This is a genomic window from Vibrio sp. FF145, from assembly GCF_041439075.1.
In the GTDB taxonomy this organism is placed as follows: domain Bacteria; phylum Pseudomonadota; class Gammaproteobacteria; order Enterobacterales; family Vibrionaceae; genus Vibrio; species Vibrio tasmaniensis_A.
The window spans coordinates 18,788-40,179 of record NZ_JBGONH010000017.1; the positions used below are offsets into that span (position 1 = coordinate 18,788).

14 protein-coding genes are annotated in these 21,392 nt (G+C 44.2%); 7 read left to right on the top strand and 7 right to left on the bottom strand.

Features of this window, described 5'->3' with window-relative positions; genetic code table 11:
• The 3 genes from ACED42_RS08545 to mngA form a co-directional block, all read right to left on the bottom strand.
• The gene (locus ACED42_RS08545) at positions 1–1,167 is read right to left on the bottom strand and encodes a glycerate kinase (RefSeq protein ID WP_371702161.1); all 1,167 of its coding nucleotides are present in this window, start codon (positions 1,165–1,167) and stop codon (positions 1–3) included.
• A gap of 45 nt (positions 1,168–1,212) precedes the next feature.
• On the bottom strand, positions 1,213–3,882 hold the full coding sequence (gene mngB / locus ACED42_RS08550) for a mannosylglycerate hydrolase (RefSeq protein ID WP_371702163.1): 2,670 nt from the start codon (positions 3,880–3,882) through the stop codon (positions 1,213–1,215).
• A 238-nt stretch (positions 3,883–4,120) separates the two neighbouring features.
• The gene (gene mngA, locus ACED42_RS08555) at positions 4,121–6,055 is read right to left on the bottom strand and encodes a PTS 2-O-a-mannosyl-D-glycerate transporter subunit IIABC (protein ID WP_054545553.1); all 1,935 of its coding nucleotides are present in this window, start codon (positions 6,053–6,055) and stop codon (positions 4,121–4,123) included.
• 317 nt (positions 6,056–6,372) lie between these two features.
• Between mngA and ACED42_RS08560 the strand changes: the two genes are divergently transcribed.
• The 5 genes from ACED42_RS08560 (at position 6,373) to ACED42_RS08580 (ending at position 11,581) form a co-directional block, all read left to right on the top strand.
• On the top strand, positions 6,373–7,089 hold the full coding sequence (locus ACED42_RS08560; RefSeq protein WP_009845448.1) for a GntR family transcriptional regulator: 717 nt from the start codon (positions 6,373–6,375) through the stop codon (positions 7,087–7,089).
• Between the two features lie 232 nt (positions 7,090–7,321).
• Positions 7,322–8,218 (top strand): hypothetical protein, encoded by an 897-nt coding sequence (locus ACED42_RS08565; RefSeq protein WP_371702165.1) that lies wholly within the window; start codon positions 7,322–7,324, stop codon positions 8,216–8,218.
• Between the two features lie 191 nt (positions 8,219–8,409).
• Positions 8,410–9,162: a DUF481 domain-containing protein gene (locus ACED42_RS08570; RefSeq protein ID WP_371702206.1), complete on the top strand. Its 753-nt coding sequence runs from the start codon at positions 8,410–8,412 to the stop codon at positions 9,160–9,162.
• 192 nt (positions 9,163–9,354) lie between these two features.
• The gene (locus ACED42_RS08575; protein ID WP_371702167.1) at positions 9,355–10,371 is read left to right on the top strand and encodes a polysaccharide lyase family 7 protein; all 1,017 of its coding nucleotides are present in this window, start codon (positions 9,355–9,357) and stop codon (positions 10,369–10,371) included.
• 298 nt (positions 10,372–10,669) lie between these two features.
• A complete protein-coding gene (locus tag ACED42_RS08580) occupies positions 10,670–11,581 on the top strand; it encodes a 2OG-Fe(II) oxygenase (protein ID WP_371702169.1) in 912 nt (303 codons plus the stop codon).
• Between the two features lie 96 nt (positions 11,582–11,677).
• Here ACED42_RS08580 and ACED42_RS08585 read toward each other — a convergent pair whose 3' ends face one another.
• The 4 genes from ACED42_RS08585 to ACED42_RS08600 all read right to left on the bottom strand — a co-directional run bounded on the left by ACED42_RS08585 (position 11,678) and on the right by ACED42_RS08600 (position 19,721).
• A complete protein-coding gene (locus ACED42_RS08585; RefSeq protein ID WP_371702171.1) occupies positions 11,678–14,755 on the bottom strand; it encodes an efflux RND transporter permease subunit in 3,078 nt (1,025 codons plus the stop codon).
• On the bottom strand, positions 14,742–16,079 hold the full coding sequence (locus ACED42_RS08590) for an efflux RND transporter periplasmic adaptor subunit (RefSeq protein WP_371702172.1): 1,338 nt from the start codon (positions 16,077–16,079) through the stop codon (positions 14,742–14,744). The genes ACED42_RS08585 and ACED42_RS08590 overlap by 14 nt, the downstream gene beginning before the upstream one ends.
• A 194-nt stretch (positions 16,080–16,273) precedes the next feature.
• Positions 16,274–17,467 (bottom strand): outer membrane protein transport protein, encoded by a 1,194-nt coding sequence (locus ACED42_RS08595; RefSeq protein ID WP_371702174.1) that lies wholly within the window; start codon positions 17,465–17,467, stop codon positions 16,274–16,276.
• Positions 17,457–19,721, bottom strand: a complete 2,265-nt coding sequence (locus ACED42_RS08600; protein ID WP_371702176.1) for a lipase — start codon at positions 19,719–19,721, stop codon at positions 17,457–17,459. The genes ACED42_RS08595 and ACED42_RS08600 overlap by 11 nt, the downstream gene beginning before the upstream one ends.
• 358 nt (positions 19,722–20,079) lie before the next feature.
• On the opposite strand from ACED42_RS08600, the gene ACED42_RS08605 reads away from it, so the two are divergent.
• Both ACED42_RS08605 and ACED42_RS08610 read left to right on the top strand, forming a co-directional pair.
• Entirely contained in the window at positions 20,080–20,784 is a 705-nt protein-coding gene (locus ACED42_RS08605) for a transcriptional regulator (RefSeq protein WP_371702177.1), read from the top strand.
• A complete protein-coding gene (locus ACED42_RS08610) occupies positions 20,777–21,283 on the top strand; it encodes a hypothetical protein (RefSeq protein ID WP_050634228.1) in 507 nt (168 codons plus the stop codon). Before ACED42_RS08605 ends, ACED42_RS08610 begins: the two co-directional genes overlap by 8 nt.
• Positions 21,284–21,392 lie beyond the last annotated feature (109 nt).

The following is a 21,392-nucleotide window of genomic DNA, read 5'->3' on the forward strand; positions in this document are numbered from 1 at the left end:
TTACTTCTCATTAAAAATCTGGCTGCCAAGCTTGAGCGTGGCGGCGATATTACGGGCAGTGCGAGTCAGGTTTTGATTCGCTTCTGATAAAACTTGGTCTAAAGACTGAGGTGAACGTACGGTTCCAAATAAGCTAGACATTGAGCCGTAAAGTTTTTCAACGTCTTGCCCCAAAGAGCCCGCAATTCCAATGGTTGGAATATTCAGCTGTTGGGCTCTCTGAGCAATACCGAAAGGTGTTTTACCTTGCAGGGTTTGGTTGTCCATCTGCCCCTCTCCGGTCACGACCAGTGAAGCACCTTCAAGAACCTTATCTGCATCCAAAGCATCTAATACCATCTCAATACCCGCTTTAATTTGGATATTGAATGCAAGACTTAACCCAAGAGGTGTACCACCAGCCGCACCAAAACCAGCTGTGTCGCGATGATTAGTACCCGTATGTGCTTGAGCGGTATCGGCAAAGTGACCGATCGCAGTATCAAGTTGTTCAACTTGAGCTTGTGAAGCCCCTTTTTGAGGGCCAAATACGGCACTGGCTCCGCTTTCGCCACACAGTGGATTATTCACATCACACGCGACCACGAACGTCACTTCTTTGCATCTAGGGTGTAGTCCATCAAGATTGATGCTTGCTAACTGGCTTAACTCGGCTCCGCCACCAGATAGCTCGTTGCCTTGCTTGTCGAATAACTTGCCTCCCAACGCTTGTAAAATGCCAGCACCCGCGTCATTGGTGGCACTACCGCCCAGACCAATGATGATCTGTTCCACGCCTTTATCTAACGCATCTTTGATCAGCAACCCTGTGCCGTAAGATGATGCTGTGAGAGGTGATCTTTCTTCTACGGTTAATCGATCTAAGCCCGATGCTTGGGCAAACTCAACCAAAGCAGTTTTTACCTTTTTTCCATCAACAGCCTGCTCTAAGGATGCCCAATAAGCCGTACATTCACGTCCAATTGGATCCGTCGTTTGCAGTCGTTTTTTCTTACCATTGAGAGCCTCTAGCAACACGTCTACCGTGCCTTCTCCGCCATCGGCGAGCGGCATTTTCACAAACTCTGCGTGAGGAAAAACGTCAGCAAATCCATGCTCAATACAAGACGCAACTTGATGAGCGTCGAGTGACTCTTTAAACGAATCTGGGGCAATTACAATTTTCATTGTCGTTCACCATTCCCGCCCACCAAGGTGAGCGGGTAATTGAAATTAGAATTTGATTTGGAATGTTTTTGCTTGGCAAGATGCCAATTCACCAAAAGATAAGTCGCCAAAAGACAAGTCACCAAAGGTTTCTGTTGCTACATCACCTTCGCGTACTCGCTCGTCCATGCTTGTCTCTTTCCAGCTTGAAACGGTTTGAGTGAAGGAGATTGAATCTGACACAGAGCCTGTTTCTGCCGGGTTGTAGACACGCATGATCAACGCATCTTCATCTTCCGCTTTCTTCAGCACACTCAGCACAGCGCCTGATTGTTGCTTAGACAGAAGGCTAAAACTCATAGGTAGGTTCTGCTCACCCACGTTTAGCTTCATCGCGTTGTAAGGGATCTTGTTGTAGCATTCGATTTGAGTGACATTGTCACGTGCTTGCGCCATGATGTTCGCGTCAATATGGTTACCAGAGAAACCGCACAACGTGAATTCACACACTAACTTGCCGCGCACTTGTGAATCTGGTGTCGGGATCTTGATTCCTGATGGACGGCCCGGACGAAGCAATAGCTCTTCTTTACCCAACACGCCGATACCACGGAATAGTGTCAATGCGAAGGTATCTCGGTTTTCGTCACCTTGAGATGCAATCACTTCAAATTCACGTAGACCATTCGACATGATTGCCATGCCCGCGTTACCGTTTTCTAACGCAGCGAAGTTCATCAGTTGGTAAACCGGAACCGGTGCTTCTTTCCACTTCTCTTCTTCCCAAACCGCCATTGCTGGGTCATTGGTTGGTCGAGTAATACAACCGAACTGGTTATCCGCAACCACAGTTTCAGAAACGAATGGCGTTGGTACTAAGACACGTACACGGTGGTCGTCGGCTTGGTTGTCTAGTTCCATACGTACTTCAATGCGGCGAGAACCTTGCTTCAATACCACTTGGCATTGCGCTTCAACGAATCCGTTTTGACCCGTGCGTTCTTCACGCTCTGCAAGGTTTGCAGGTACGTTCATTCGGAAAGCGATGTTCGCTACCGATTGGAAGCCTTGGTGATCAATCGATGTTTCGACTGGGAATTCATCTGAGTACAGTAACCACTCTTGACGAGATGGAGAGTAATCGTACTCATCGCCGTCATCAGAACCGTCTTCTAAACGAAGGACTTGGTCGAATACTTGCTCTGTCTCTTTATCGAAAATAGTCAGAGTACCGTTGTCGTTTACATTGATTCGGTAGTACTCGTTCTCTAGTAAGTAGTCTTTTTGTTCTGCAACTTTTACTGCACCCTTCTCGTTACCTTGGATGTGTAACGTGGTGAAGCCCATTGCTGGAACACTACGTTTGATTTGAATATCAAACTCCATGAACGGGTCGTAGTTACCGTAGTGAACGATTTGGCGGTCTACTTTACCCGGGTCAATTTGGCGCTTGTCTTGGATGAAGTACTCAACTGGGTTTTCGTTTTCATCAAAGATTGAGAATTCTTGAGCACGGATAGTAATGGTTGTGTTCACCACTTCTTCACGCTCGTATGGAGAAAGGTTAAACATCGCCAGTTTGTCGCAACCTTCGCGATCCGGCATGTGGTCAACAATCTTACGCTTGTAGAAATGAATCAGGTTGGTCGCCATGTCGTCCGCAAGGATGTAACGGTTAAGGATCTCAGCGTGAACCTTGTCAGAACAGCAGCAGCCAATCGAGTCATGAGCGTGGTTCTTCATGCTCTCTTTCCACATTTTCTCAATCAAACCGTGGTGGTATTCAAAGCCTAATGTCCAAGCGATAGATGCTAGCGGTTCTAAGATATTTACAATCTTGTTTTCGATTTCAGCGTGGATCAGTTTGATGTCCATACGAGTAGAAGAAATCGTACGGTGAACACGCATGTATTTGCCGTCGTTGAATTCGCCTTTGATTGTGTCGAGTTGGTCGCGTGCCGCTTCTACTTTTTCGAACACTTCTTCAAAGCGACTCATTGAGAATTCGCGATCTGGGTAGATTTCGCGAAGTTTGTCCATTACTTCAAAGATGTCTTTCTGAATCGGCATTTGATCGTGGCCGTTCGGTAATAGGATGTCTTTCGTTACCGATGGTTTTTCTAGCACTGGGAAGTACTTATCTAAACGAGCGCGTAGACCTTCTTCATCTTGCGGAAGGTATTTACCAATCGCGTAACCCAGTGGAAGCACTTGTGCAGTCACTTCACTGCCGTCATTAGACTGCCATAAGAATTCTGTTTTATTCGTGCCATGACGCTCTGAACAACCACGCCAGAACATTGCACGCGTGATGTCGAAACCGTTGTAGATCATCGGCAGCTGTGAGCTCATGCTGAATGAATCTGGTAGGTAACCGATCTTCATTGCATCGCCAAATTTCATACAGTCACGAATGCCATACATCATGTTACGCACAATCGACTCACCAGAAACTTGCATTGTGTCGGTTTGAGAATACCAAGGGCCAATAATTAGCTTGCCCGCTTCAACCAATGCTCTTACGCGTTCTGTGTTCTCTGGTTTGATTGCGAAGTAATCTTCTAGAACGGCTGTTTGACCATCTAGAACGTAGTATTTGTATTCTGGATCACTCTCCAGGCGGTTCATGATTTCTTCCATGTTGTTCACTAGAAGAATACGAGACTCTTCTGTTGTGAAATACCATTCACGATCCCAGTGCATGTGTGGAGTAATATGTACGCGTGATGTAGTCATAATCATTTACCTAAATGTGTCGTTTCGAGTAAATCTAAAATTCGCACTCAAATACGACTAAATTAAAGTTTTTCAAGGGGTTGAAATTGGCTGCCACTAAATTTAGGGTGCAGAAAACCACGCCCAGAATCTGTGTGAATAAAACCGTTAGGAGCACAGGTATTTAGGACAGCCAAGTTGTTCGTTATTTTTTATATGGTGTTTTTACTTACGAGCTATAAGTGAGCTCAAAATTCAGTTAGTTCTGTGTTGCAGTACTTGCTTCAAACTTACCCTTTTTTACAGCATGACCACGCCACATCAGAAGAGTAACAGTTGAAATCACTGTGCCGACAATCGCAGCACCGAACCAGATTGCAGCAGCAGAGAATGCGCCCAAACCTGAATCGTGTAACAAGAAGATAGAGAAGATACCTGCACCCGGAGTCGATAGACCAATACCTGCCGCACCAACCATCGCACCTGTAACCACTGATCCTAGTAAGAATGAGCCGATTACACGGATTGGATCTTCAATCGCCATTGGGATCGCACCTTCGGTAATACCCGCTAGGCCAAGTAGCCATGTAGATTTACCGGTTTCAATCTCAAAGTCTTTAAATAGGCGTGGAGCGATCATGGTTGAAGCCGTTACGGTGAACGCTGATACCATTTTTACTGAACCAAAGATTGCGTATGGGCCATAAACACCGTTCGCCATTGCACCTAAACAGAATGCGTAAGCGGCTTTGTTTACCGGACCACCTAAATCGAATGATACAAACAGACCAAGAATCGCACCCAATAACAGCGCATTGGTGCCTGACATACCGTTCAACCAGTCCGTTAGACCTTGGTTTAGGAACGCTACAGGTTTACCTATAACAAATAGCATCAAGCTACCTGCCACCAAAGTACCGATTACAGGGTAAAGGTAGAAAGTGAGGAAGCCGTTAAACGCAGGGCCTAAGCGAACATGCTCTTTTACCCAACGCATCACGTAACCAGCAATCAAACCACCAACAACACCGCCTAGGAAACCAGAGCCAATGATGTTTGCTGCAATACCTGCGGCAAAACCAGGACCAAGTGCCGGTTTATCTGCTAATGAGTAAGCTGTGTAAGCTGCCAGTACTGGCACCATCAATGTACCCAGTAGGCCGCCACCTAGTTTGCGATACATCCATAGCCAAGAATCTTTTGTTGCGTAGAGCTCTTGCAGGTCAAAAATTTGCGCGATAAGAACAGCAACCGCAAGAACAGTACCACCAGCAACGATAAGAGGAACCGCGTAAGAAATACCAGAAAGCAGTGCTTGTTTAAGCTCAGTTTTCAACGGCAGTTTCTTCGGTTTATCATCAGTAGCTACTTTACGCTCTGCACCGTTGCCTTTTTTCGACTCTTCGATCGCTTCGTTTAAAATGCGTTCACCGTGTTTAATCGGTTCTGCAACTGGCGTTTCTACACGAGGAATGCCGTTAAAGCGCTCAGATTCTTTAATCGCAACTTCAGCAGCAAATACACAAGCCACTGCATTGTTTAATTGCTCAGCCGTTAAGCGATCTTCAATACCGTTTGCGCCCTGTTTTTCAACATGCACGTTATAGCCAAGCTTTTTGCCCGCCTTTTCAAGATATTCTGCCGCCATATAGGTATGAGCAATGCCAGCAGGGCAAGCAGTAACACATACAATTGTCGGCGCATTTGTATCTAAGTTGTCTTGTTTTTCTTCTTGTTGATTGTCGCCATCAAGAAGCGCAAAGATTTCTTCAGCGGTTGTCGCTTTTAATACCGCTTCGCGAACATCGTCATCAACCAATGTAGTTGTCAATGCAGTGAGCAGATGCATGTGGGTAGAACCCGCTTCTGCATTTGGAATCGCAATTAGGAAGATAAGATTTACATCTTCGTCTTCATCCAAGCCTTTCCATTTCATGTCTTCTTTAAGCGTTGCTACAGCGAAGCCAGCTTCTTTAACCGCGTCAGTCTTGCCATGCGGTACTGCTAGGCCTTCACCAAGCGCTGTCGGGCCTTGCTCTTCACGAGCAAATACTGCATCAAGATACTCTTGCTTGTTATGCAGTTTGCCTTGCTGATCCAGTTGGTCAGCAAGTGCGTAAATCGCTTCTTCTCGACTGCTAAACGTAGTTTGCAGATTTACGAGCGACTTATTCGTTAGAGTAGTAAGTTTCATAACCTTTGTCCCATAGTCACGGATTAGTACGACAGTCGTCCCTGCCGACGAGAAGAATAATACAACTTCAAGACATTTAATCCGTGATCACGATCTCACCAATACATATTTGTATTTAATTTGTATTTAAATCGTATTGGTAAATCCTTTAAGAAAGCTTGTTATGTATCGTTTAATTTGTATTATATGTACCACAAAACGCCGATACGATGCTCACACTAACCTTTAAAGCAAGGCTTATATAGAGCAAATTTACGTATTTAAGGTACAGGTTCTTAATCAAAGTCTAGTTGTCCTAGCGCACAAATGAGGCAAAAATGGCAAGACTCCCTATGTATCGCCAAATCGCCGATGCAATAAGAGAAAAGATCAGTTCTGGAGAATATAAAGTTGGAGAAGCACTCCCAACAGAAGCGCAATTGCGTGAAGTATTCTCGGTCAGTCGTGTAACGGTTAGACAAGCGCTGAAACTACTGATCGAAAACGATGAGCTTGAAAGCGTTCAAGGCAGCGGCACTTACGTCAAAGAGAACAAGATCAATTACGACATCTACAAACAGTCGAGCTTTCAAGAAAAGTGGGCGCATTTGGATGTGGTTACACACAGTGAAGTTCTGGCCTTTGAAATGAAGCCGTGTTCTTTGGCGATGTCTGAACATTTAGATATCAAAGAAGGCGAATTGGTTTTCTACGTAAAACGTGTTCGTTTCATAGACAACAATCCAATCACGGTTGAAGAAACTTGGTTACCTGTTGCCCTATTCCCAGATCTCACCTATCAAGTGATGCAGACATCAAAATACGACTTTATTGAGAACACCAAAGGCATGGTGATTGATCGAAGTGAGCAAGAACTGGTGCCGATTCTTCCACCTGAAGACGTTGCTAAACAGTTAGGTATTGACCCAGCTCAGCCTATCATTGAAAAACGTACTCGCGGTTACCTCGCCAATAACACGGTGTTTGAATACAGCCGCAACTACTTCACGTCTAACGATTACCGATTTACTTTGGTCGCAAGACGCCAGAGATAATGCTCATCAGCAAGTTTCGATAGTAGCAAAATGACCAACACAGAGAGCGCCTTGCTCTCTGTGTTTCTATGCTGTTATCTCAATAGTAAACCCAACTTTCTCTCCAAAATATTCCTAAATCAATATCAAGCAACCTCACGAAAGATCATTCACATTCATTTAAATACTGTTCGCGCGCTTTGACCATAAACTAAGCGCCAAATTACAAGAACAACAGTCGACAGGAATGTAGATGAATACCAAACAACTTGAGGACGCTGTAAGTGAAGTGAGCTTATTCAATCAGCACCTCCACTTAATCCAATCCGTGCATACCATTCCGACCCCAAAAATGAATTGGGAGTCGATTGCGATGGAACCTGCACCGACAATGCCAACGGTTCGATTCGATCATAAAGTCAAAGCAATGGAAGCACTCGATGAGTACAAGCCTAACTGGCTAGATATGCTGCTAGGAAACAAGTCGAAGCTCTATACCCTCACCAACAATATAGAGCGTGCCGCCGAACAAGACATCGAGCAATACAAGACAGAGTTTGTGCATTGGGTTCAAAACTACAGCTACTGGGCCAAGGGCAATCAATTATCGAAAGGTATTTTAAACAACGATAGTGAAGCAAAACTATCAGCCCTTTCCGAAGCTCAACAGAACCCGATTAACGCCGCGGTAGTCGACACTAAGCTGATTAACCATAACTTCAATACCTATAAGAATGGTCACCTGCTGGAGGTCAATATTCAGGTCAATAAGCATAACGTGATCCCTAAAGAAAAAAAGGTATTGTGCCAAGGCGAAGTGAAGCTTGAAACGATGTCTCTTTCGGAAAGCAATACCTTATATCGAGAGTATGTCTGCAGCTGTATTCTTAAGTGCGCGCAAGATGCTTTCAATGTGTTACCCGAGACGAGCGTCCTGATCAATGTTGATCAGATTTCAGCAGATCAATCGAGCGAGACCATCGTTTCATGCCATGTCGAACAAGGACTACTTGAGTTCTTGTTAATCGAAGACGATAAACCCTCTGAGATACTTGAATTCTTTGTCTACATTGAAGATTTCAATCCTCATCGAGGTAGCGGATTCTCTGCGATAAAAACGATTTTTTCGCCTTTGCCTATGGCGTCATAACTCACGCGCATTTTCGATTCAATCATTGACGACTCTTCACGACTAGCCTTGCGTTCGTCGTGTTCAATCACCTTATATACCAAATCATTATGTCGACACACGCTATCCCACAAACAACGCGCCCATTAACCAATACAGTTTCATACACACGATCCCGAGCAAAGCTGCCTTTATTTCTCATCGCGTTCTCTATGCCCGTATTTGGAGAAGAGGTTGAAGAAGTGGTACTCGAAGGCGACGTCGTATTAAGCGAAGGTTCTGAGTTAAAAGAAGAAGCTGAAGAATCTCCTTTTACGACCCTGACCAAGCTCGGTTTTATCTACTCACAAAACACCAGCTCATCTTTGTCGATCAATTCTGGAATCTCTGTTGGATACAAAAAAGAGAACTGGGGCCAACGAGTTCAGTTTGATACCTACTATACCGATGCAGAAAACGACGAAGACGGCACCAATCGCTATACCACCAACTATGGCATCAGCTATAACTTGAACGAAGTCACCTATTTGGTCGCCACAACACGTTTTGAACACGACCACTTTGGTACTTATCGTAAGCAATTCATAACGGCTACAGGGTTGGGTCGCCACTTTTATGATACAGAAAGAATCAAACTCCAAGGATCTGCCGGTCCGGGTTACCGAATCAGTAAGCGACAGTCTTCTGATGAAGAGTTTCCAAACAAAGAGAACTATGAACTGATCGTCAATGCCAATATTGATGGATCATTAATCCTAACAGAAACGTTTTCTATGGGGGCAACGGCTAACATGGCTTACGGTGAAGAGAACACCAATTACAACCTTAAAGGCTATCTAAAGAACATCTTAATGGGCAATTTGGCGCTAACTTTTGATACCGAATACATCTACAACACCACTGTCGCATCAGACCAAAGTAACGCCGAAATCTATAGCTCAATGAATCTCAACTACGATTTCTAAACAACGCTTCCCCCATCGAACATGCAAAAGGATTTGCGTGATCGTTCAGAAAGTCATTACTAATCCGTATGCGAAAACCAACCTCATTGACCCTATCTCTAGTTCCATAACTAGGAAAATTGTATTGAGATGTGCTTTTGGAATCGGTAGCACAAAGCTCTGTCAACAAAATGTAAAACCGCTCTTTATCCAATGAAAAACTCATCGTTTATCGATAAAGTTCGCTCACCTTTTGTATTACAAATCATTTTTATGTTCAACTATCAACAACCTTTAAAATACCTCAAAATTGCTGCGTTTATCTCTAGTGGATTATTACTCGCTGGCTGTGAAGCCAACGCTAAAAGCGAACAAGCAGAGCTTAAAACATGCACCGATTGCAATTGGAACATCGAGCAATGGAAGATTACCCTTCCAGTAAGTGGTGATGATTACTATAACAATGGCCGCACTAGCGCAGCGGAGCTCATCCCACAAGAGTGTAATGGTAAAGAGTATCTAACCAACGACACTCATCTCCCTTGGTTTTCGCGTGAATCGGTTAACAGTAAAGAACGTCTCAAGTTCACTGTAGATCTTGGCGGCCAAGTTTCCACAACGCCAAACACAAAGTACGTTCGCTCAGAGCTTCGTGAGCTTTACAACTTTGAATCAGAAAATCGTTGCAGTACTAAAGAGCAAAACTGGGCAGTAACCGGAACGCACGAATTAAAAGCGACATTAAGCGTTGACCAATTTCCGAATAAAGATGCAACAGGCAGCGACCCTAAAGTGGTTCTTGGCCAAATCCATGGCAAGGACATTAAGCAAGCGCTGGTCAAATTGCAGTGGGATGGTGAAAAAAAACCGGTACGCGTTGTTCTGAACGATTCATTTCTACCAGGAAACAAGATGTGTAGCGACTGTCAGCCATTCAGTGTCAACCTAGGGGTTGCACCTGCAAACCTGGATTGGGATTACACGATTCGTCTTGATGACCAAGGTATTAACCTTTCAACACTCATTAATAATGAATTAACAGAACAGTTCTTACCATGGGGCATAGAAACAGAAGATCGTGATGGCAACAAGGTTACGTTGTCAAAAGCATGGTTAGAGGAAGAGTACTACTTTAAAGCCGGTCTTTACGCCCAAATAAAGCCATCAAGAGAGTTTGCTGGTCAAGTATTCTCGGTCAGCTTCTCGAAGATCAATATTGATCATAGATAGAAAGTCACTCCACCAGTTGTGTCTCGAATCACTACTGATACTTGAAAACGGCGTGTGGCTATCTCATCCATACGCTGTTTTATCACTGATACGCCCACGACATCGCAACTCGCTAAGCAAACCTTGCGTTCATTGTTCAATGACCACGTCTAAGCAAGGACTGACAGCTTCTTAAAGTAACCCCTCCTTTACGCTGATTATATAGAAAACGTTAATTCTGTTTTGCCCAGCGCCCCGTTTATCTACAAACCTTGGTGTAATAGATTGGTTGCAAGCAAACAAAAGGAGCGAACACATTATGTTATCTAATCAACTAGAGCGCGCACGCGCCATCGATTTACCGACACGAGAAGCGATGCTTCAACGAGCTCCTTCTGTACAACAGTTTTGGGACAACAATAAGGGCTTGTTCAGCGAAGCTTGGAAAGAAAGGGAAGCAAGTGCGGAAGGCAGCCAATTGGATTTCGATGATTCACTGTTAGATGCCCGCCTGCGTGAAGCTGTTAGAGAAGCTTGGCAAGATCCAACGAAAGAAATCGCGGTAAAAGACTTACTCGAAGAAATCTCTCCTGGAGTATTTAAGTTCCAGTTCTTTGATGCTGAACGTCTTGCTGAATTGCGTGATTACTTGGAAGCGGTTTCGAATGCTCAAATCCCGCTGCGCCCACCATACGGCATAGTGCTTAACCGCGGTGGAGCAATGTTAGACAGCCGTTCTGAAGGTTATCTAGCCGCGCCAAGTTTCCAAACGTTTTACCGAGATTTACTCGACAGTTACATGCGCCCTATTGCTCGTTTATTGTTCCCTGAAATCATGGGTTACGACACGCAAACTTTTGGGTTCTCGATTCAGTATCAAGCGAACAAAGATACGTCTTTACGCCTGCATACTGATGCGTCTTCGGTCACTCTCAACATTAACGTAAATATGCCAGATGAAGAGTTTTCAGGCTCAGAACTTAACTTTTATGACCCTGCTACGGGTAAGATGAACGAAACGACATTCACGCCCGGTGTCGCTATGATTCATCGAGGAAACGTTGCCCATGCGGCGCTGCCGATAACAAGTGGTGAACGTTCGAACTTGGTATTGTGGTTGTATGGCGACCGTGGACAAATACCACACCACAACTCGGTACTAGAGCCTATAGATGCGCATAAACGCTGGACAGTACCAACAGTGGTACATGACAATTTTGCCCCGTTCTAGGCAATTGAGATAATAAATACAAAACGCGCCTACCATGGTTCATGGTGGGCGCGTTTTAGTTTTCACTTCAATTGACGGGTCAATCTATATGGCGAGTTATGCGGGTTTCGTTCTCAATCGAGTCAGTATGTCCATCTGTTTTAGATTCGCCATGCCAACGTAAGCCACTGGCACTAAGAACAATGAGAAGAAGGTTCCGGCAGTCAAACCTCCGACTAATACCAAACCAATATTGATTCGACCTAATGAACCCGGGCCATCCGCCAGTGCCAATGGCAATGAACCGAGGATCATCGTCAGTGAGGTCATCAAGATTGGACGCAGCCTTGAACGTGCACTGCTGATCGCAGCTTCTTTGGCACTCGCGCCAGATTTGCGTTTCTCGTTAGCAAACTCCACCAGCAAAATACCGTGTTTGGTCACGAGACCAACCAGTGTCAGCAATCCTATCTTCGAGTAAATATTCAGGCTTTGGCCAAATACCGAAAGTGTCAATATTGCGCCCACAATACACAGTGGAACGGTCAGCAAGATGATCATCGGGTCGACAAAGCTTTCAAACTGCGCCGCCAAAATCAAGAAGATAAAAATCAACGCCAATACGAACAGCACTTGTGCGCCCGCGGTTGAATCAACCAAATCTTTAACGATGCCATTGAACTCGTAGCTCTGAGCAGGTTTCAACAGGCTTGGTACCGTCTCATCAATATATGCCTTCACGTCGCTCGCCGTATATCCGGGCATCAAGTCCGCGGTGATTTCAGCGCTGTCTTTACCCATGAACGTCTTGAAGTTAGATTCCGATGTCACTTGTTTGATTGATACAAACTGGGATAAAGGAAGCCTTTGCCCCGACTGTGAATCCACATACAACTTATCAAGCACCTTGAAATCACCAAGATCACTTCGGTTTACTTGAACTTGAATTGGGTATGTATAACCGTCGTCCGCTTGCAAATCTGCGGCTTTAACAGAACCAAGGAACGTCGATAACGCATTGGTTACGTTACCGTAATCAACACCAGACAATACAATCGCATTGCGATCAATCGACAAATCATAACGTAATTGGTCACGCAACATTGAGTTCTTAATGTTGGTCACACCCTCGTAATCCTCAAGCGCCTTAACGACTTCGCTCGCAGTTTCAGACAGCACAGTGGTATCACGGTTAACCGTCGTCAGTTCAAGGGTCATGTTGGTAGCGATGTTCAAGTTATCTGCTGAGCGAACCTTGAAAGACATGCCGTAAGCAGAGACCGAACTTTGTGCTTTAGCAATAAACTCGTTTACCAATTCATCCGCTGACTGGTCACGTTCACCCCATGGTTTCAATAGAACATGATTGGTCGGTGTACCTTCAATGTAAGATAAGTTCGCTTCTACTAAACTATTACCTTTGAACACACTGTTCAGTTGCTCGTTGTTATCTAGATGGTACTGACGACCAACACCTGTTGGTGGCGTAGACGTCACCTCAACAAAACCGGTATCTTCGGTTGGAAGCAACACTTGAGGCATTTTCCAAACCGCTAAGGCCGATAAAGCGATCAGCACTAAAGCAATACCACTCATCAGAGCCTTACGATCAAACCATTTACCTAGCTCTTTGGTGTATAAATCCGATAGCACATTCAGTTTCGCATCAACTTTTTGATACCACTTCGCCGGAGTTGATACTGGCTTCATTAAGTAAGCACTCATCATTGGTGAGAGCGTTAACGCCACAAATCCAGAAATGATCACCGCTGCTGCAAGCGTGAACGCGAACTGCCTGAATAGATCGGCAGTTAGGCCTGCCATCAAGCCAATTGGTAAGTAAACAACCGCCAAAGTCAGCGTCATCGCAATCACAGGGAAGACAATCTCTCGACACCCTTTAATTGCAGCATTGAATGGCGTTTCACCTTCTTCGATATGACGGTAACAGTTTTCAGCCACAACAATCGCATCATCAACCACCAAACCAATGGCGAGAATGATAGCGAGAATCGTCAGTACGTTGATGCTAAATCCAAGTAAATGCATGACAGCAAATACGCCTATTACGCACACAGGAATGGTGATGATCGGAATTGAAGCAACTCGAAAAGAGCCAAGGAACAGAACCACAACCGCTGAAACCAGAACAATCGCTTCAACTAAAGTCATGAAGCCCTCATCAATTGCGGTTTTAATGAAATCCGCTTGGTTGTAGACCATCTTCATCTCAATGCCTTCTGGCAACTGAGGCTGAATCACATCAATCTGTTTCTTAACTTTATTCGCAACGGTTACTGGGTTTTCACTTTTCAGTGGCAACACCTGAATCGACATCGCTAGATTGTCATCTACACGCAGAATACTTGGTGTAAGGCTCTCCTCACCCATTTTGACTTCAGCAATATCACCGATACGAATGATCTTGCCGTTATCAACACGAACCACTAAGTCTCGTACATCATCAACGCTGGTTACTTGGTTGACTGGGTTGATGGAGAAATCTCGCACCTGCCCCTTGATGGTACCGGCGGTAAACGTTGCATTGTATGAGCTCAATGTTCCAACAACATCGGATGCACTCATATTGAGCGCCATCATGCGATCCGGTTGCAACCAAACACGCACCGCTTTTTCGCTGCCACCATACGGCCCCCAAATACCACCCACACCTTGGATGTGCTTAAATTGAGGCACGACTTGCTGGCTAATGTAGTCGTACATGTCTTGCTTAGACATCTTGCCAGTATTCACAAACGTGATGATGTTACTCGGCATACTGGTGTCAGAAGAATCATCCGTGACCGTTGGCTTATCCGTCATACTCGGTGGGAAATCACCAATCGCTTCGACGCTGCTGCGCAGGTTGTTCATCAAGCTGGTGTATTCGACGTCATTAATGTCATCTTCAAAGATGATTTTTAGATTACACGTGCCTTCCTGACAGTCCGTCGTCATGGTTTTCACGCTGTCGAGGCCCGTTGCAGCAGTAATAAGCTTATCTGCCACATTGCGCGACATAAACTCAGCGCTCGCGCCATTGATCGCAGCCGTTACCGTTGCTGACGGTGTTTTATGTTCTGGAAAGTATTGGATTGAGAGCTTTTGAAATGACAAAAGCCCAAGCAAAACAATGGTGATGCTCAGAACTGACGCAAACACAGGGTGCTTGATACAAATCTCAGGAAGCTTCATTCAGATTCTCCTTCGTTACAGCTTCCTTGCTTAGTGTTTCCTTACTGTGAGTTTCCTTGCTTTGAGTTTCGCTTGATGAATCCTCAACAGTCGCGCTAGTCTCTGCTTGCTCGCTGTTTTCGTTGATCGCTTCATCTACACCTTTCGATGCTTCCGTCCAATCAACCGAAGGTTCAATTGGATGTGCTTCGTCCACCTGTGTTACGGTCTTTTCTACTTTAGGCTCAGCGGTCTGTTGAGTGTTATCTTTGCTTGTCGGTTCCGTGATTAGCTCAACAGTTTTCTGTTCAGCATTTGGGTTCATGACCTTAACTAACGACGCTTTCTTAAGGTTCTGTTGTCCCGTCACAACGACGTTATCGCCAAGTTTCAAGCCTTTCTCTACAACAACGTAACCATCGTTAGTATTCACGCCTAATTCGACAATGCGTTGCTCGATTTTTTCACCATTCACGACCCAAACAAAACGCTCTGCATCTTTTGCTTGAACGGAGTTTTGAGAAACCACCATCTGCGTTGAATCTTCGCTGGTCATCTGACTTACTTTGGCAAACATACCCGGAACTAAGCGATGCTCTGGGTTAGTCACGTGCGCGTGAACTTCTACACGGCCCGAGCTTTCGTCCACCGCCGGCGCAATGTAATCCACCACACCAGAAAATGCTTCATCGACAAATGCATCAACTTGGATGGAAACATTCTGCCCCAGCTTTGCATTTCCTAAATCCGACTGGCCAATGGAATATTGAACTTCAACAGGATCGAGTTTGATCAAACTGACCAACGCGGTTGCGCTATCAATCTTACTGCCCACTGAGTGAGTGAAGTTAGTTAGCTGCCCATCAAATGGCGCTACCAATAAATAGTCATTCATCAGCGCTTCTTTCTGACGGAAATCAGCTGCGGCTAGGTTCGCCTGTTCGCCCAGCTCTTCCACATCTTGTTGAGACATAGAGTCAGGCTGTTTCTTTAGTAATTCTTGTACTCGCTTTAATTTCGACTTTGCTAACGCTAGAGAGCTTCTTGCTTTGTCTAAATCGGCTTTCGCTTTGGTATTGTCCAGTTGAGCGATCAGTTCGCCTTTTTTAACTGAATCTCCATCTTTGAAATGGATGTTGAGAATTTTGTCGGAGGCACTAAATGTCAATGCAGCAGAATCCGTTGCCCTGATTTTGCCAACCTCGTTGATTGAAGAAGTGAATGCTTGTTTGTGAGCTTTTTCGATAGTCACAGGAATTAAGTTTGAGTTTTGGGCAAACGATGGAGAGATATGTAAGGCAAACAGTGCCAAACAGATTGTTTTACTAAGCTTTGTAAATTTCATTTTTAATAACCATAACCGTTGAATTCGTCTGAATTAAAACGTTTTTCTAAGCAGCTATTTCTTACTTAATGAGCTTCCAGCTATTTAAATAATGCTAAAACAGCTAATAATGAGAAAAGGGCTCAACTCACTGTCGAGCCCTGCAATTTTTATATGATTCCTAAATTTTTACGTTCTGAACTCCAAAGTAAAAGTTAAAAACGATGCTGATACTGAACACCGAGCAAGAGAGCATCGGCGGTCACATCAGCAGTTATATTGGAACTCGTTTCTGGGATCGTCGTCAGGCTTTCGTCAATATCTTGTGATTCTCCGATGATAAAACCGACACCAATATCCACAGAACTGGCAGCCGTGAAGTTATATGTCCCTCCGACCGTTAGCCAATGACGGTTAACATCAGGAATTGATAACGACGTGAGTTCGTCAGTTGGGGAAATGTCGTACATGTAGCCAGCTCGTAGAACGATGTCTTTCGACATGGTGTACGTACCACCGACAGAAACATGTCCTGCGTCTTTCCATTGATACTCTTTAATTGAGTCGTCATAAGATTCAGATGTTAGCGAATCAAATTCAGACCAGTTCACCCACTGCAGGCTATAGTGAAAAGCCCACTGTTCGTTGAGCTGGTGCCAACCGGAAAACTCTAGAGTGTCTGGTAACGGAACATTCATCTTGTCGGCAGGGACACCGCCTCTGGTAATGTCACCTTCCACTTCAATATCGGGGCTGTAACGGTAAGTAATACCAAACTTGTTATGTTCATTGACTTGGTAGGTCGCCCCAACGTTAGCCCCCAAACCGAAGCCATCGGCATCTACGTTTAACAAGTTTTGGCGGTATATTTCACCCTCACCGTAAATAACATCTAGCCCTGCGCCCAAATTGATTTTTTCAGACAACTCATAAGCCACAGCGAAGCCAACATTGATACTGGAAAGCGCCGTTTTGCCTCCAAACTCATCCGCTTCAAACGACTCGTCAAACTCTACGTCAGTACCGAAATTGGAATGGACTGTTGCGCCCAGAGTGAACTTAGAACCTTCGATAGGATGCACATAATGAATGTTCGGAACTAATGTCCCTGCGTCTAGAGATTGATCATCGAGTGTTTCTGTATCGCCTTTCATTGGTGTGTAGCTAACACTAGACACATCAATACCACTATCGATATAGATAGCGCCGACAGAGAGTGTTGGTTGCTCGATGTAAGCCATCGCAGCACTGTTCTTAGCAACAATCGCAGCGCTATCTGCCATCACAGCATCACCAGCGAATGCACGGCCTAAGCCTGTTGCAGACTGCGCGTTAAGTTGAAATCCAGCCGCATTAGTCAGGCAAGGAACAAGAGCAGCGGCAGTGCCCAATAAAAGTTTATTCTTCATCTTGAGGCACCTCTGTTTCGATATGCTCTTCGTTATTAATGACGACTACTGAACCGTCACTCATTACCATAGAAGCAACGGCAATTTGTTGAGTGCCCACCGCTTCACGAACGTCTGACATGTTTTCACCTGGTGTGCCCGGCAAGCCATTTTCATCAACGGGACCTTCATAGGGGAACAAATACGTACCATGCCCGCCGGTAGTTGTTCTCACGGCTCCACGCTTTTCATTAATATTTTCTGAGGTACCTGTTATTGGGTCTAAGCCAAGCGCAGTAATCAGTGGTTCAGTACCAGTACGAATGTTATCTGGCGCGGTATTCGGAATTACGCTATCTGGGACGTAATCAACACCAACGTCACAAGTCTCCCCGCAATCTCCAACGGCAGCTAACAAAAGAGTTGGTTGCTCAGCAGCGACTTGGCGAGAGATAAAACTAGCAGGGTCTGCACTATCAATTGTGGCTTGAACCCCTTGTTTAAGGTCTGTCACAACTAAATCAAAGATGTCATTCTCTAGCTGGCTGACAAGCAGCGCGTTGTCAGATGAAAGCTCTACAAACTCACGGAGCGCTTCAATGCACTGCTGATTTGTTGCTTCTGTTGTACATGTATCTGGTATGACAGTTTCAGCAATGCCGCGCTGAACATCTGGAGACTTCTTAACACCTTCAGACATTTCAGGGCCTAAGGTTTGAGAAGACAGAACCAAGTTGGTTAGCCCCTGCCCCGGAACAACAAAGTTCACCGTATTGAATTCAAAATTAGAATTAGTATCCGAGTGAAAATCAGGGTTTGCTTGGCTAAACTCACTCACCATTACCGACATAATGCCGCCCAGCGATTGTCCAATTAAGTGAACGTCATCTTTTTTCACCCAAGCTTCTTGGCTTAGCGCATAACGAAGACCTAAAAAGTCAGACACTGATTGCTGAAGGTTAGAACGCAGTGCTAAAGGGGAATCAATATTGATGAAGAACGCCTTGTCTGCTCTAGCACTAATCTCTACCCCTTTCTCTGGCCCCTCACCGTCTGGATCGGTATTGTCATAGCGCATTCTTTCCCCGTGATATGGCATATCGATAGCAACAACGGCATAGCCTTTTTTTGTGTACTCGGCCGCCATCAAAGAAGCAGTGCCGCGCTCTGCAGTAACACCGTGGATAAATATCGCAGTCGGGAACCCAATAGAGGTATCTTTCGGCCTAGGCGTATCAGCATAATTAGGTAGATAGATGTCAGCAGTTATATCGAGAAATTCTATTACCTTTGGTTCTGGCATTGCTGCGGTCGGGAAACCACCTTCTTGATTAGTTATCCATTCATATAAAGGAGGACAATTTTCTTTTGGATCAAACTCATCAACAAGGCACTCGGATTCTCGAGCCTGAGTAAAAGGTAGATAAGATGGTATTCTTAACTTCTTAGAATACTGATTGTAATCCCCATTAAACTCGCGAACCGTGTCATAACCATCTAAGAATCTAGTATTAAACTTGACGTGGTTATTCCTCATTGCGTCTAGTGACGAATAAGAACTCTGAGTTTTAAATTGAGCTGCATATACAGGAATACCGTTATCTGGATATAACGCATAATATGAATCAATAGCGCTCAATACTTGCTCTTGAAGGACTTCTTCTTTTTCGCTATTTAATGGAACGTCTGAATAAATCAAATCATCAAAGCTAGCATCTGCTTTTAAAGGCTCATTAAATTCAGTTTTTACCCCATCCGTTACTACAATCGAATAAGTACGACTCTCAGCTAAGCCTGATTCACATTGAATTTTAATATTGGAACCATTAGCGGATATTTGAGTGATAACTTCTTCGCCTGTTAGGTCATCAATTAATACAACATTCCCGGCTAAGGTTTCGTTATTGAGTGGATAACGTTTGTCCGAATTAACACTTTGAAGCGGAATTAAAATCGGTTCTGCACAAAGTCCCCAACCGTCTAGGGCTGCGTATGAATTGTTGTAGTCCTGATAATAAGCATCATTGGTCGATGACATTGCGGCAGCGTCTTCACCGACACCGGATATTGTTCCATCGTCGTCATACCCATACCCATCGTTTGGTTTTGGTAGTTCATTAATGTTGTAGGGAACCAATACCGAAACGGCCTCTTGAGTCGAGTCTTCAGACTGACAGCCGAGCAAGGCAAGCGTAATTAGTCCACATATATATGGCTTATTGAAATCTTTCAAAACAGCTCCTTCGTAGCTTTCGCATTTAACTGGTGTGGTCATGCGATTTATCGTTATTTGAGTTGCCGATGGAGTCGGAGGTAAGCTCGACTTTTTATTCGTAGAGAGCAAGGCAACACAGAGTTGGAATGACACGTTGATAAAACTACGTAAGAAATTTGAGCAATTAACCCACACCCACTAAATCAGCGTCACCCGTTAATGATCCAATAGCTACTAACGGCAAGCACCTGAAACCGCATTAAACAACCTCAAAAAGGTATATAAGGAAATCTAATCAGGTTAATAATCAACATAAATTCAGATACTTAAATATCAAAGACGATGAAATCAGTAAGTTTATGTTTGTTGTAAGATTTGTTATATTTAGGTTAGAACGCTTATAACAATGAGAACCCAGATGTCTGCTGAATTTATTATCAATGATGATATACAGGTCAATTTAGAAGAGAGTGAAATCCATCACTTTAAGACGGGCCGTACCTACCCAATAGGTTCTAATGAATCAGAGCTACTTAAGTTTTTTATCTCGAGACCTAATGAGGTGATCACTCGCCAAGTTCTTATTGAACAGGTGTGGGTGTCTAAAGGTATATACGTTGAAGATGGCAGCCTAATGCAAACCATCTCGATTTGCCGAAAAGCGTTAGAAGATAAGAGTGGGATGATCATCGTCACTGAGCGCGGTAAAGGTTACCGATTTGCAGGACAAGTGACACAAGACAAAGAACGCGCGCTGCGTCAAATTCAATCGCAACCAAAGCAAGAACCGACACAACCTGAAAGCAACACAGCGCCTGAAAGCTCAACAACCAAGACAACGGCCGCTACGAAAAAAACAAACAGTCTATTAGCACTGGTTGCATTATTTGTAGTGGCTGCAGGTTTATCCCATTATTTGTTTTCTTATTTAGATAGAAATAGCCTAGGCGAAGATCTCGTGGGTCAGCATTTTATCTCTTGTAGAATCGAATCCGACGAATTCACTTTTAATGAGTTATTCAACGTAACGCTTTATGAATATAAGGGACGAAAAATCATCATCGATAATTCAGGAAAATCTCTGAGCTTCCCTGCCGGATTTAAAGGAGTGACTTGTGAATAATAAAACGAATACAGCAATTTTTGTGGTACTGCTTGGCGTATTAGTCGGCTGGGTTTCTACCTTTATTCCCAAGTCACATCTTGAAGGGCATTATTTAGCAAATACAGCATCGATTATTAACCCGTCCAATAATATGATTCATAACCAGTCTGCTATTAACATCGAGTTTAAGAAGAATGACAGTTATGACCTATTGTACGTATCGACTAAGCAAGTCGGCTTTACGTCATCGGGATCTTACTCTGTCACTCAACACGACATCTCACTGGATGAGAACCAACACCAACAAATCATCCCGAATCGCGAGTTGTCGTTTTACGAAAAGGTGATGATAAGTGAAGGGTCTACCCTATCTTCTGACGCCATGCCTTACATTCCATTGAATAGAGAAGAGTTTTTACTCATTACTCGCTATGGGATGATTCATTTTTGTAAGAAGGTTATCTGTTCTGAGCTGCCAACGTATTCAAATGACACTCCTGACGTTGATATAAACTAAACTCGCTCGCTATTTTTAAACCTAATTATATTTGAGTGCCAACTTGTGTTTTAGCGCTTACTTATGGGAAATAAGTAGGCGTTAAACATAAGTAACCTTTAAATGTAAG

Bases quoted from the DNA above. Each gene is read 5' to 3' on its own strand.
- ACED42_RS08575 (WP_371702167.1), top strand. From the start codon at position 9,355: ATGAAAAACTCATCGTTTATCGATAAAGTTCGCTCACCTTTTGTATTA.
- ACED42_RS08560 (WP_009845448.1), top strand. From the start codon at position 6,373: ATGGCAAGACTCCCTATGTATCGCCAAATCGCCGATGCAATAAGAGAA.
- ACED42_RS08545 (WP_371702161.1), bottom strand. From the start codon at position 1,167: ATGAAAATTGTAATTGCCCCAGATTCGTTTAAAGAGTCACTCGACGCT.
- ACED42_RS08590 (WP_371702172.1), bottom strand. From the start codon at position 16,079: ATGAAATTTACAAAGCTTAGTAAAACAATCTGTTTGGCACTGTTTGCC.
- ACED42_RS08585 (WP_371702171.1), bottom strand. From the start codon at position 14,755: ATGAAGCTTCCTGAGATTTGTATCAAGCACCCTGTGTTTGCGTCAGTT.
- mngA (WP_054545553.1), bottom strand. From the start codon at position 6,055: ATGAAACTTACTACTCTAACGAATAAGTCGCTCGTAAATCTGCAAACT.
- mngB (WP_371702163.1), bottom strand. From the start codon at position 3,882: ATGACTACATCACGCGTACATATTACTCCACACATGCACTGGGATCGT.
- ACED42_RS08570 (WP_371702206.1), top strand. From the start codon at position 8,410: ATGCCCGTATTTGGAGAAGAGGTTGAAGAAGTGGTACTCGAAGGCGAC.
- ACED42_RS08580 (WP_371702169.1), top strand. From the start codon at position 10,670: ATGTTATCTAATCAACTAGAGCGCGCACGCGCCATCGATTTACCGACA.
- ACED42_RS08605 (WP_371702177.1), top strand. From the start codon at position 20,080: ATGTCTGCTGAATTTATTATCAATGATGATATACAGGTCAATTTAGAA.
- ACED42_RS08595 (WP_371702174.1), bottom strand. From the start codon at position 17,467: ATGAAGAATAAACTTTTATTGGGCACTGCCGCTGCTCTTGTTCCTTGC.
- ACED42_RS08600 (WP_371702176.1), bottom strand. From the start codon at position 19,721: ATGACCACACCAGTTAAATGCGAAAGCTACGAAGGAGCTGTTTTGAAA.
- ACED42_RS08565 (WP_371702165.1), top strand. From the start codon at position 7,322: ATGAATACCAAACAACTTGAGGACGCTGTAAGTGAAGTGAGCTTATTC.